The 12,319-nt window shown below is 60.8% G+C and carries 10 protein-coding genes; 2 read left to right on the forward strand and 8 right to left on the reverse strand.

The genetic code is table 11. The features are described 5' to 3' along the window. Positions 1-142 precede the first annotated feature (142 nt). The 8 genes from BLU48_RS29595 to BLU48_RS29630 form a co-directional block, all read right to left on the reverse strand. Positions 143-1,495 (reverse strand): LLM class flavin-dependent oxidoreductase, encoded by a 1,353-nt coding sequence (locus BLU48_RS29595; protein WP_057024776.1) that lies wholly within the window; start codon positions 1,493-1,495, stop codon positions 143-145. Then, the gene (locus BLU48_RS29600; RefSeq protein WP_057024775.1) at positions 1,495-2,688 is read right to left on the reverse strand and encodes an SfnB family sulfur acquisition oxidoreductase; all 1,194 of its coding nucleotides are present in this window, start codon (positions 2,686-2,688) and stop codon (positions 1,495-1,497) included. The genes BLU48_RS29595 and BLU48_RS29600 overlap by 1 nt, the downstream gene beginning before the upstream one ends. Before the next feature lie 40 nt (positions 2,689-2,728). Then, positions 2,729-3,970 (reverse strand): SfnB family sulfur acquisition oxidoreductase, encoded by a 1,242-nt coding sequence (locus tag BLU48_RS29605; RefSeq protein ID WP_057024774.1) that lies wholly within the window; start codon positions 3,968-3,970, stop codon positions 2,729-2,731. 187 nt (positions 3,971-4,157) lie between these two features. Further along, a complete protein-coding gene (locus BLU48_RS29610) occupies positions 4,158-4,955 on the reverse strand; it encodes a hypothetical protein (protein WP_057024773.1) in 798 nt (265 codons plus the stop codon). 370 nt (positions 4,956-5,325) lie between these two features. Then, positions 5,326-6,072: an L-cystine ABC transporter ATP-binding protein TcyN gene (gene tcyN, locus BLU48_RS29615; protein WP_057024772.1), complete on the reverse strand. Its 747-nt coding sequence runs from the start codon at positions 6,070-6,072 to the stop codon at positions 5,326-5,328. Positions 6,073-6,075: 3 nt separating this feature from the next. Then, the gene (gene tcyL, locus BLU48_RS29620) at positions 6,076-6,741 is read right to left on the reverse strand and encodes a cystine ABC transporter permease (RefSeq protein WP_003187646.1); all 666 of its coding nucleotides are present in this window, start codon (positions 6,739-6,741) and stop codon (positions 6,076-6,078) included. Then, entirely contained in the window at positions 6,741-7,535 is a 795-nt protein-coding gene (gene tcyJ / locus BLU48_RS29625) for a cystine ABC transporter substrate-binding protein (RefSeq protein WP_043047400.1), read from the reverse strand. The genes tcyL and tcyJ overlap by 1 nt, the downstream gene beginning before the upstream one ends. Positions 7,536-7,814: 279 nt before the next feature. Beyond that, complete coding sequence (locus BLU48_RS29630) at positions 7,815-8,810, reverse strand: D-cysteine desulfhydrase (protein WP_057024771.1); 996 nt, start codon at positions 8,808-8,810, stop codon at positions 7,815-7,817. A 166-nt stretch (positions 8,811-8,976) separates the two neighbouring features. Between BLU48_RS29630 and epsC the strand changes: the two genes are divergently transcribed. Next, positions 8,977-9,903 carry a serine O-acetyltransferase EpsC gene (epsC, locus tag BLU48_RS29635; protein WP_057024770.1) on the forward strand — a complete coding sequence of 309 codons (927 nt, stop codon included), beginning with the start codon at positions 8,977-8,979 and terminating at the stop codon, positions 9,901-9,903. Positions 9,904-10,316: 413 nt separating this feature from the next. After that, complete coding sequence (gene betT, locus BLU48_RS29640) at positions 10,317-12,278, forward strand: choline transporter BetT (protein ID WP_164366000.1); 1,962 nt, start codon at positions 10,317-10,319, stop codon at positions 12,276-12,278. The last annotated feature ends 41 nt before the right edge of the window (positions 12,279-12,319 follow it).

The following is a 12,319-nucleotide window of genomic DNA, read 5'->3' on the forward strand; positions in this document are numbered from 1 at the left end:
ATCAATTTCCAGTCATAAGATATTGGTACAAACAATGGAGATCCAATGTGGGAGGGGCTTGCCCCCGATAGCGGTGTGTCAGCAAACCAATCCGGTGACTGATCCACCGCAATCGGGGGCAAGCCCCCTCCCACATGTTTGATCAGTGGCGGTAGGTGGCGCCGGTGTGTTGTTCGGGTAGTCGAGCGGCGCCGTGGAAAACCTTTTCCCGCAACGTGCCCTGCTCATAGGCGGTTTTGTACGAGCCACGTCGTTGTAATTCCGGTATCACCAAGTCGATGAAATCCACATAGCTCTCCGGCGTGACAATGCGTGTCAGGTTGAAACCATCCAGTCCGGTTTCGCTGATCCAGGATTCCAGTTCATCCGCCACCTGTTCAGGCGAGCCCACCAAGGTGATATAGCGCCCACCCAGGGCGTGCTGGTCGAGCAATTTGCGCCGGGTCCAGTCGTTGTTTTGCAGGTTCTTGGTGGCCGACTGGATTGCGTTGCTCTTTACGTACTGGATGGGCTCGTCCAGTTCGTATTGGGAGAAATCAATCGCCGTCGAGGCCGAGAAATGCGCCACGCCGGCTTCCGCGCTGGCGTAGCTGAGGTACTCGGCATGCTTGCGCCAGGCCAGCTCTTCGGTGGCGCCCACGATCACATTGAGGCCCATGAACACCTTAATATCGTCCGGGTTGCGCCCCGCCTCCACCGCGCTGGCGCGCACCTTATCCACCTGAGTTTTGGTCGAGGCCTTGTTCTGCCCGCTGATAAACACGCACTCGGCATGCCGCCCGGCGAACAACAAACCACGCTCGGAACTGCCGGCCTGAAACAGCACCGGCGTACGCTGCGGCGACGGCTCGCAGAGGTGATAACCCTCTACCTGATAGAACTCGCCGTGGTGCTCCACCTTGTGCACCTTGCCCGGTTGCGCATACACCCGCGCCTGTGGATCGTTGAGCACCGCATCGTCTTCCCAACTGCCCTCCCAGAGTTTGTACAGCACTTCCAGGTACTCATCGGCCTGGTCGTAGCGCCGGTCATGCTCGACCTGTTCGTTGAGGCCCATGGCCTTGGCAGCGCTGTCGAGGTAGCCGGTGACGATGTTCCAGCCGACCCGGCCACGGCTCAGGTGATCCAGCGTGGACATGCGTCGGGCGAACAGATAAGGCGGCTCGTAGGTGAGGTTGGCGGTCAGGCCAAAACCCAGGTTGCGGGTGACGGCGGCCATGGCCGAGACCAGCAGCAACGGGTCGTTGACCGGCAGTTGGATCGACTCCTTGAGCGGCACGTCAATCGAGTTCTGATACACGTCGTAGACACCGACGATGTCGGCGATAAACAAACCATCGAACAACCCGCGTTCGAGGATCTGCGCCAGCTCGGTCCAGTATTCGAGGGTCTTGTACTGGGTCGAGTTGTCCCGTGGGTGAGTCCACAGGCCGTGGTTGATATGCCCGATGCAGTTCATGTTGAAGGCATTGAGCAGGATCTTCTTTTTGCTCATCAGATGGTCCCCCGCAGCGGCGGGTTTTCATCGTTGAGGTAGTAGTTGCCCACGGCGTGGTACTTCCAGCGCACCGGGTCGTGCAGGGTGTGCACCCGGGCGTTGCGCCAGTGGCGGTCCAGGCCATGTTCAGCGAGCGTCGCCTGGCTGCCGGCCAGTTCGAACAAGGTGCTGCCGGCCGCCAGGGAGATCTCGGTGCTCAAGGCGCGCACTTCGGCCACGGCAATGGAAGCAGCGGCGACGGTCTGGGCATTGCTGTCAGCCTGGGCGCGGTCGAGGAATTCCCCAGAGCGCTCCAGCAAGGCCTCGGCAGCGTGCAACCGAATACTCAAGTGGCCGAAGCTTTTGAGGGTCAGCGGGTCTTCGGTGGCTTTGTCGTTGCCGGAATCGATCCAGGGACGGGTCTTGGTGCGCACAAAGTGCAAGGCATCTTCAAAGGCGGCGCGGGCAATGCCGGTGTCGATGGCCGCGTGGAGGATCTGCGCCAGCGGGCCGACGGTGGTCGGGCGTTCGAAGGCGCTCTGGAACGGGATCACGTCCTGTGCCGCTACCCATACGTTATCGAATACCACCGAGCCGCTGCCGGTGGTGCGCTGGCCGAAGCCGCTCCAGTCGTCGATTACCGTCAGGCCCGCGCTGTCGCGGGGCACGAAGGCCAGCTGCTGGATGCCATTTTCATCCACCACCGAGGTGGGGATGCGTTGCGCATAGATGGCTCCAGTGGCGTAGAACTTGCGCCCGTTGATGCGAAAACCATCGCCGTCGCGGGTGAGGCTGGTCACGCGGTCATGGGCGGTCTTGGTGCCCAGCTCTGCCAAGGCATTGCCAAAGCGCTGGCCGGCCAGTACCTCGGCGTACAGGCGCTGCTGTTGTTCGAGGCTGCCGTTTACGCGCAGTACTTCGAGGGCGTAGAAATGGTTCTGCGGGATCTGGCCCAAGGAGCCATCGGCCTGGGCAATCAGCGCGATGACCTTGGCCAGGGTGACGTTGGACACGCCCGCGCCGCCGTAGGCCTTGGGCACGCTGATGCCCCACAGGCCGGAGCGGGAAAACACGTCCAGTTCGGGCAATGGCAGGCGCCGTTCACGGTCGCGTTGGGCGCTGTCGCGGCGCAAGTCATCAGCGAGGTCGCTGGCGACAATAAGGGCGTGTTCGTCGCTGGTGATAACCGCGACGTGGTGAGAAAGGGTCATGAGTTTCTCCAGAAGCTCGTGGAAAAAGTGTTCTGGTCGGTTAAATCCAGGAGTGACGCGCCGGTAAAGTGCCGTTCAAGCGATAGGCGCCGATAGCGTGGTACTTCCAGCGCACCGGGTCGTGCAGGGTGTGCACCCGGGCGTTGCGCCAGTGACGGTCGAGGTTGAATTCGGCGAGGGTGGCGCGGCTGCCGGCCAGTTCGAAGAGCTTCTCGGTGACCAGCAATGACACTTCAGTGGTCAGCACTTTCGCTTCGGCCACCGCGATTGACGCACGCGCGGCAGATTGCGCGGTGATTGGCGCGGCGCTGACGTCGTCGAGCACCTGGCCCGCCTTGCGCAGCAGCGCTTCGGCGGCGTGCAGTTCGATCTTCAATCTGCCGATATCGGCGATCACATACAGGTCGTCGCTGGCCCGTTCGACCTTGGCGTCGATCCAGGGGCGCGAACGCTCACGCACGAAGGCGATGGTGTCGTCCAGGGCCCCACGGGCGATGCCGGCGTCGATGGCGGCCTGGATCAACTGCGACACGGCACCCTGGATGTTCGGGCTTTCGCCCAGGCGCCAGTTGTCGATAACCAGCTCCGGATCCACCGGCACCCGGTCGAGCAGCACGGTGCCGCTGGCGGTGGTGCGTTGGCCAAAACCCGACCAGTCATCGATGATGCGCAGCCCTTCGCTGCCGCGCCTTATGAACGCCATGACTTGCTTGCCGTCATCGTTCAGCGCCTTGATCGCGACCCAGTGGGCAAACAGCGCGCCAGTGGAGTAGAACTTCTGGCCGCTGACCACCAACCCGTTACCTTCGGCCGTGAGGCGCGCCTTGAGCTCCAGGGTGTTTTTGGTGCCGCGTTCCGGGCCGCCGTTGCCGATGCGCCAGCCGTCGAGCACGCTCTGGAACAGCTGCTTTTTCTGGCGCTCGGTGGCGGTGTTCTGCAACACCTGCAGGATGCCGAAATGGTTCTGCGGAATCTGCCCGAGGGCCGGGTCGGCCGCGCTGATGATCGCGAACACTTCGGCCAGGGTCACGAACGACACCTGCGGGCCACCGTATTCGCGGGGAATAGAAATACTGCCCAAGCCGCTGCGGGTGAATTGTTCGAGCTGTGCCCACGGCAGTTTGCGTTGCTGGTCGCGCTTGGCGGCCTGCAAGCGTGCAGCCTGGGCCAGCTCGTGGGCGGCGCTCAGCGCCTGGGCGTCGTCGCGCAGCACCGTGGCTGGGAACAGCAGGGGGGCTACGTCCAGATCACTCTGGGTGGGTGTTAGAGCCAAGTTAGACATCAGCGCCGCTCCTTGGCTGCACGCAATGCCCTGGCGTTATGCACCGGGGTAATTCTGACCATACCGACCTCGCATTCAATGAAATAAAAACTGAAAAATCAGGAATGTCCGGTGGTCCGGTGCATATACCCTAAGCGTGTTAATTCGTTAAATAAACTAACTTTTAGGAATATGCATAGAAGGGCTGTCACCCCGGTTCACAAGGTGAGCCGAAACGACGCGGTTGATAGCCTGGCGCGGGGGAGGCAGACCGGGTCGGTGCTGCCGATGCACAGGCGGCGATACGCAAAGTGCGGGCGGGTGCCCAGCGGGAATTATTACCGACGCGATCAAGGATGCAGTAGGTGACGTCTAACCGGCAGTCGTCGCCCGCTTCGATAATCACCTGGGAGGGCACCCACACCTGTACCGCCAGACCTACGTTCCTGGCTTGGATTTTCGGCAGGTCCAGACGTACGTCACCCCAGCGCAGGGTAATGGCATCGCCGCTGCTCATGTTCAAGTAAGGCTCGATCGTCAGCGGAATGCCGCGTCGTACCTGGCAGCTGTTGACGCCATAGCGGCGGATGGTTTCAGGCAGGCCCACGGGGGCGAGGTTCTGGTTTTCATCACCCCTTTCGTGGTTCAGAAGAGACGAGGGCAGGCCGCCGGGGTAGTTGGTCTTGACCCGCACCAGGGTCGCGGCCGAGCGCATGGGCCCATGGCCGATCTGCAGGACCTGGTAATGGACGCGCGCGGGGCCGTCCTGCACAAAGCTCTCCGGTACCCACAGGTGGGTGAACGTGCCGATCTTGCCAGCGGTCACCTTGCGCGAGGCGGCGAAGCAGTTGTTCCAGAACAGTTCGATCAGGTCGCCTTCTTCCATGCCTGGGTAGGGTGAAATATCGACTTGCAAGTGCGTAGAGGCCAGGGCGCTGATGCCGCTTCCAATCGCTTGGGGCAACTTGGGGGCAGTGAGCGTGGCCGGGGTTTGGGTGTGTGTCATCAGTAATCTCCTTGATGCAGCCAGCAGCAATCGTTCCGAGCCCCCGGCGCACAGGCGCAAGGCGGTTCGAAAGGAACGATTCAGTCAGTAGCCGGGATAGGATCCAATCCTCAAGGCGCTAGATAAGAGGGTTGGCCGCAGAGCGTCAATGGAGGCAAAAGGCTAAACGGCGGGTTTGAAGATATTCAGAAGGGTCTGACGGGGAGGGGGATTTTAAGCTCGTTACGGCGGGGTATTTTAAGCGCTGGAACGGTAACCCGTTGTAGGAGCGAGCTTGCTTGCGAGGAACGTCAACGATAACGCGGTGAATCAGATTGACCGAGTTGCCTGGGCGTTTTTCACGAGCAAGCTCGCTCCTACAGGGGGTGGGTCAATGGGCGAGGAATTTGCTGAGAAACTGTCTGGTTCGCTCTTCCTTGGGGTTGGCGAACAACGCCTTGGCTTCGCCCTGTTCGACGATCACGCCCTTGTCGAAAAAAATCACCCGGTTGGCCACATCCCGGGCAAAGCTCATCTCGTGGGTAACGATGACCATGGTGCGGTTTTCTTCGGCCAGGCTGCGGATGGTCGCCAGCACTTCGCCCACCAGTTCCGGGTCAAGGGCCGAGGTGGGCTCGTCGAACAGAATCACCTCCGGCTCCATGGCCAGCGCCCTGGCGATCGCCACGCGCTGTTGCTGGCCGCCGGACAACCGCCGTGGATAGGACGCTTCCTTGCCTGCCAGGCCGACCCTGGCCAGTAGCTTGCGCCCCAGCTCGGTCGCCGCTTCCCGCGGCATCTTCTTGACCACGATCGGCCCTTCGATGACGTTTTCCAGCGCGGTGCGGTGCGGGAACAGGTTGAAGTTCTGGAACACGAAGCCCACATGCTGGCGCAGGCGCCGCACCAAGCCCTGTTGCTGGTTAAGCGGCTTGCTGCCGTCGATCTCGATGTCACCGACCTTGATGCGGCCGCTGGTGGGTTCTTCGAGGAAATTCAGGCAGCGCAGGAAGGTGGTCTTGCCGGAACCGCTGGGACCAATGATGGCGACTACTTCGCCTTCCTTGACCTCAAGGTCGATGCCGTTGAGCACCACCTGGCCGTTGAATTGCTTGGTCAGTTTTTCAACCACGATCATGCTTCAAGACTCCAGGTCATGCCGGTTGACCCGGTCTTCCAGACGGTTTTGCAGATGCGCCAGGATACTTGCCAGGATCCAGTAGATCAGGGCCGCGGACAGATACATGGTGAAAATTTCGAAGGTACGCGCCGACACCAGTTGGGCCTGGCGGAACAGCTCTGGCACTTGGATGGTGGCGGCCAGCGCAGTGTCCTTGACCAGCGAGATAAAGCTGTTGCCCAGGGGCGGCAGGGCTGTACGCATGGCCTGTGGCAGGATGGCCCGGCGCAGGGTCTGCGCACGGGTCATGCCGATACTGGCAGCGGCTTCCCACTGGCCACGCTCGATGGAGGCGATGGCGGCCCGCAGGATTTCACAGGCGTAGGCGGCCATGTTCAGCGAAAAGCCGATCATGGCCGCCGGGATCGGATCCAGCTCGATGCCCACTTGCGGCAACCCGTAGTAGATCAGGAACAGCTGCACCAGCAACGGCGTGCCGCGAAAGAACGACACGTAGACCCTGGCCGTCCAGCTGAGCAATTTGAAGCGCGACAGGCGCATCAGCGCCAGGCCGAAGCCCAGCAGCAAGCCGAAAAACATCCCGCCAAGGCTGAGGATTACCGTGTAGTACGCGCCCTTGAGCAGAAAGGGCGCGGAGTCCAGCGCGAGTTGGAAACCTGCTTCCATTATTGAGTGACGTCAGCGTTGAAGTACTTCTCGGACAGCTTCTTCAAGGTGCCGTCGGCGCGCAGTTTGTCGAGGGCCGTGTTCACCGCGTCGAGCAGTTCAGGCTCGCCTTTGCGCAGGGCAATCCCCGACTCCTGGCGTGAGAAGGCGTTGCCGGCTGCGGCGGTGTCCTTGGCTTTCTTGGCGTATTCCAGGGCGGCCAGGCGGTCGATCAGGATCGCGTCGATACGGCCGATGCGCAGGTCCTGGAACTTGGTCGGGTCATCGTTATAGGTCTTGATAATGGCTTTAGGCTGGTTGTCCTTGAGCCATTGTTCGTAGTTGGTGCCCAGGCCTACGCCGACTTTTTTGCCGGCCAGGTCGTCGGCAGTCTTGATGGTGTCGACGTTCTTCGCCAGGGTCAGCGCCTGGATACCGGAAACGGTATAGGGCTTGGAGAAGTCGTACTTCTTCTTGCGCTCTTCGGAGATGGTCACTTGGTTGACCACGGCGTCCAGGCGCTTGGATTCCAGGGCGGCGAGGATGCCGTCCCATGGCGTCGCTTGCAGCTTGACCTTGACGCCCAACTCTTTGGCCAGGGCTTCGGACAACTCCACCTCGAACCCGCTGAGCTTGCCGCTTTCATCGACGAAGCTGAAGGGCGGGTAGGTGCCTTCCAGGCCGATCTTGATCTCGCCGGCCTTCTTGATGTTGCCCAACTGCTCGCCGGCAACCGCCTGGCCCAGCCAGCCAGCGCCAAGCGCCAGGCCCAATGTGCCAACCAGCAGCGTGCGACGCAATACAGAAATAGTCATGGAGAGCCCCTGTGTTTTTATGGTGAGCGAAGCAGGTGACGCGGTAGTCGTATCCTGCCTTAAAGCGCGGTGCGCGTCTTCGCCTGCGGCGCGATGATAAAGCGGGTTTTTAAGACTTGAAAATAATAAAAAATTAATTTCATATGCTATTTTTGACTATGAAGACTATCCAATGTGGGAGGGGGCTTGCCCCCGATAGCGGTGTATCAGTCATCTCATCTGTACCTGACACTCCGCCATCGGGGGCAAGCCCTCTCCCACATTTTGGTCTGTGTCCATTTAGTTGAAGGCTGAATTGTAGGCAAACAACGCCGGCGCCCCACCGGTATGCAGGAAAATGATTGGCCCTTCTTCAAGGCGCTGACGCCCGATGCCGTCCAGCAACCCGGCCATGGCCTTGCCGGTATACACCGGGTCCAGCAGCAGACCTTCCTGTCTGGCTAAAAGTTTGATCGCGGATAGAGTGCCGGCGTTTGGCTCGCCATAACAGGGGCCGAAATACTCGTCCCACAGGATCACTTTGAAGGCTTCGGGCAGATTCATGCCGAGCAACTCGGCGGTGCGTTCGGCCAGGCCCTGCACCTTGGGGAACTGCGCTTCTTCGGTGCGCGACACCGTAATGCCGATCACCGGCAACTGCGGCTGCACTTCGCTCAACGCCAAGGCCAGGCCACTGTGGGTACCGGCGCTGCCTGAGGCGAGCACCACGGCGGCGAATTCAATTCCACTTTCTTCAATCTGCGCAGCCAACTCCAGCCCGGCACGCACATAGCCCAAGGCGCCGAGGGCATTGGAGCCGCCGATCGGCACCAGGTACGGTTTCTTGCCATTGCTGCGCAGGCGGTCGGCGAGGGCGATGAGCTGGTCGTCGGCGTTGTCGAGGTTTTCCACCAATTCCACTTTGGCGTCGAACAGGTCCAGCAGCAGGCGGTTGCCATTGCCCAGGTAGTTGAGGTTTTCGGTGCCGGTGGGGTTTTCCAGCAGGGCGACGCAACCCAGACCAAGCTTGGCAGCCAGCGCGGCGGTCTGGCGTACGTGATTGGATTGAATGGCGCCGGCGGTGACCAGGGTGTCTGCGCCCTGGGCGATGGCGTCGGCTGCCAGGTATTCGAGTTTGCGCAGCTTGTTGCCGCCCATGGCCAACGGTGTGGTGTCATCGCGTTTGACGTAGATGTCCCTGCCCAGCCAGGCCGACAGCCGCTCGAGCTTTTCCAAAGCGGTAGCACCGCCCAGCAGTTCCAGACGGTTAAAACGGTCAAGCTGTTGTTTGATCATGGCTACGCACGGTGACTGAGTGATGTGGGGGACTATAGGCAGGCACTTTTCATCGGGCAACCGCCAATTGCTTATGAACAATAGTTCTTAGTCTCATACCATTGGTTCTTAAGCGCCGCCAGGTCCATACCGTAAAGTGATGGCCATTTCGTCAGGAGTGAATACCGTGAGTGAGCGTTCCAGTCATTGGCAATTGCAGACCATCGTCAGCCAGCTGCGCGGCGCCCGCGACCAGTGGCGAACGCGCAACGGGCGCTTGAGTGGCGAGCATGGTGGCCGTGAGTTGCCGTCCCGCGAGGCAGTGGCGCAGATCCTTGAAGCCTTGTGCGGTGCGCTGTTCCCCATGCGCCTGGGCCCGGTGGACCTGCGCGAGGAAAGCGAAGATTTTTATGTAGGGCACACTCTCGACGTGGCGCTCAATGCCTTGCTTGCCCAGGCGCGCCTGGAGTTGCGCTACGCCGCACGCCAGGTCGGTGAGGATGCTGGTGAAGTCGATGCCCTGGCCATTCGCCTGATCCAGGATTTCGCCCTGGCGCTGCCGTCCCTGCGCAGCCTGTTGGACACCGACGTACTCGCCGCCTACCACGGCGATCCGGCCGCGCGCAGTGTGGATGAAGTGCTGCTGTGCTACCCGGGCATCCTGGCGGTTATTCACCATCGCCTGGCTCATCATCTATACCGGGCCGGTTTGCCGCTGCTGGCGCGAATCAGCGCGGAAATCGCCCACTCGGCGACCGGCATCGATATCCACCCCGGTGCGCAGATCGGCCCGAGCTTCTTTATCGACCACGGCACGGGCGTGGTGATTGGCGAGACCGCGATCATCGGCGAGCGGGTGCGCATCTACCAGGCCGTGACACTGGGCGCCAAGCGCTTCCCGGCGGACGAAGATGGGCAGTTGCAGAAAGGCCATCCACGGCACCCGATCGTTGAGGATGACGTGGTGATTTATGCCGGGGCGACGATCCTGGGGCGGATTACCATCGGCAAGGGTTCGACCATTGGCGGTAATGTGTGGCTGACCCGCAGCGTGCCGGCGGGGGCGAATATCACCCAGGCGAACTTGCAGCATGATGATGGGGCGCAGAAGTAACCGCGCACTCAGGCACTACACAAAACCAATGTGGGAGGGGGCTTGCTCCCGATAGAGGTGGATCAATCAGCTTATCTGTAGCTGACCCACCGTAATCGGGAGCAAGCCCCCTCCCACATTGTTTAATCGCATGTTCAAATTCACATGTCATCACTGAACGATTTGTCATTTAGATCCGTCATACCAATCCTTGAGCTAGTGTAGAAATCACCTACCATTCGGCCCTGCAATTAGTCCCAGACCGCCTATTCATGTTTAACTTGAATGTTCGTTCAAGTTAAACCGGTGGTTCGCTGCCCGCTCACAACAGGAGGCTTACCTTTGCTGAGTCCGTTATTTACAGCCACATCCCACACCCCAGGGGTGCATCGTTAATGAGTGCATCGTCCACCCCATCCAGCGGCCTGGTGCGCATGAATGCGCCCGTTTTCTACTTTGCCGCGACTTTTATCCTGCTGTTTGGCATTACCGTCATCGCTATCCCGCAACAGGCCGGCGCCTGGCTGCTGGCGGCGCAAAACTGGGCGGCCAATACGGTCGGCTGGTACTACATGCTGGCGATGACCCTGTATCTGGTCTTCGTGGTGGTCACCGCGCTATCGGGCTACGGCAAGATAAAACTCGGTGCCGACCACGACGAGCCCGAATTCAGTTACCTGTCCTGGGCCGGCATGCTGTTCGCCGCCGGGATCAGCATCACGCTCTTCTTTTTCTGCGTCTCGGAGCCGTTGACCCACTTGGTGCAACCGCCCCAAGGCGAAGCGATGAACGCCGATGCGGCGCGCCAGGCCATGCAGGTGCTGTTCCTGCACTGGGGCCTGCACGGCTGGGGCGTGTTCGCGTTTGTCGGCATGGCCCTGGCGTATTTCGCCTATCGGCATAACCTGCCTTTGGCATTGCGTTCGGCGCTATACCCGCTGATCGGCAAGCGCATCAATGGTCCCATCGGTTACGCGGTGGATGGTTTCGGCATCATCGCCACGGTGTTCGGCCTGGGCGCCGACATGGGCTTTGGCGTGCTGCACCTCAACTCCGGCCTGGACTACCTGTTTGGCATTGCCCACACCCAGTGGATCCAGGTGGGCCTGATCACCCTGATGATGGGCGCGGCGATCATTGTTGCCGTGGCCGGTGTCGACAAAGGTGTGCGGGTGATGTCCGACATCAACATGCTGCTGGCCTGTGCGCTGCTGCTGTTCGTGTTGTTTGCCGGGCCTACCCAGCACCTGCTCAACACCCTGATCCAGAACATCGGTGACTACCTGGGCGCATTGCCCACCAAGAGTTTCGATGTGTATGCCTACGACAAGCCGAGCGACTGGCTGGGCGGCTGGACCGTGTTCTACTGGGCCTGGTGGATCGCATGGTCGCCATTCGTGGGCCTGTTCATCGCACGTATTTCCCGTGGTCGCACCATCCGTGAATTCGTGTTCGGCGTGTTGTTGATCCCGCTGGGCTTCACCCTGGCGTGGATGTCGATCTTCGGTAACAGCGCCATCGACCAGGTGCTCAACCATGGCATGGCGGCGCTCGGTCAGTCGGCCATCGATGATCCGTCGATGAGCCTCTACCTGCTGCTGGAAACCTACCCGTGGAGCAAGACCGTCATCGCGGTCACGGTGTTTATCAGCTTCGTGTTCTTCGTGACCTCGGCGGACTCCGGCACTGTGGTGCTGTCTACCCTGTCGTCCAAAGGCGGCAACGCCGATGAAGACGGGCCGAAGTGGCTGCGGGTGTTCTGGGGCGCGATGACCGCGCTGGTCACCAGTGCCTTGCTGTTTGCCGGCAGCATCGATTCGCTCAAGTCAGCGGTGGTACTGACCTCGCTGCCGTTCTCGCTGATCCTGCTGCTGATGATGTGGGGGCTGCACAAGGCGTTCTATCTGGAGTCGCAGAAGCAGATCGCCCAGCTGCATTCGCTGGCGCCAATTTCGGCTTCGCGCAAAGGCCGTGGCGGTTGGCGCCAGCGCCTGAGCCAGGCCGTGCACTTCCCGTCGCGCGATGAGGTGTATCGCTTTCTCGAATCGACGGTGCGCCCGGCCATCGAGGAAGTGACGGCGGTGTTTGTCGAGAAGGGCCTGAATGTGGTCACTCAGCCAGACCCCTCCAACGACAGCGTCAGCCTGGAAATCGGGCATGGCGAGGAGCATCCGTTTATCTACCAGGTGCAGATGCGCGGCTACTTCACGCCGTCGTTCGCCCGCGGTGGCATGGGCTCCAAAGAGATCAACAACCGCCGCTATTACCGGGCGGAAGTGCACTTGAGCGAGGGCAGCCAGGACTACGACCTGGTGGGCTACACCAAGGAACAGATCATCAACGACATCCTCGACCAGTACGAGCGGCACCTGCAGTTCCTGCATCTGGTGCGCTGAGTAATATGCGGTAAACCGTTCCTCTCAAGTAGGCCTTTGCT

It is taken from the genome of Pseudomonas synxantha, assembly GCF_900105675.1.
Taxonomy (GTDB): domain Bacteria; phylum Pseudomonadota; class Gammaproteobacteria; order Pseudomonadales; family Pseudomonadaceae; genus Aquipseudomonas; species Aquipseudomonas synxantha.

Coding starts and splice junctions, on each gene's coding strand:
- BLU48_RS29610 (WP_057024773.1), bottom strand. CDS start 4,955: ATGACACACACCCAAACCCCGGCCACGCTCACTGCCCCCAAGTTGCCC.
- tcyJ (WP_043047400.1), bottom strand. CDS start 7,535: ATGACTATTTCTGTATTGCGTCGCACGCTGCTGGTTGGCACATTGGGC.
- betT (WP_164366000.1), top strand. CDS start 10,317: ATGAATGCGCCCGTTTTCTACTTTGCCGCGACTTTTATCCTGCTGTTT.
- BLU48_RS29605 (WP_057024774.1), bottom strand. CDS start 3,970: ATGTCTAACTTGGCTCTAACACCCACCCAGAGTGATCTGGACGTAGCC.
- BLU48_RS29595 (WP_057024776.1), bottom strand. CDS start 1,495: ATGAGCAAAAAGAAGATCCTGCTCAATGCCTTCAACATGAACTGCATC.
- tcyL (WP_003187646.1), bottom strand. CDS start 6,741: ATGGAAGCAGGTTTCCAACTCGCGCTGGACTCCGCGCCCTTTCTGCTC.
- BLU48_RS29630 (WP_057024771.1), bottom strand. CDS start 8,810: ATGATCAAACAACAGCTTGACCGTTTTAACCGTCTGGAACTGCTGGGC.
- tcyN (WP_057024772.1), bottom strand. CDS start 6,072: ATGATCGTGGTTGAAAAACTGACCAAGCAATTCAACGGCCAGGTGGTG.
- BLU48_RS29600 (WP_057024775.1), bottom strand. CDS start 2,688: ATGACCCTTTCTCACCACGTCGCGGTTATCACCAGCGACGAACACGCC.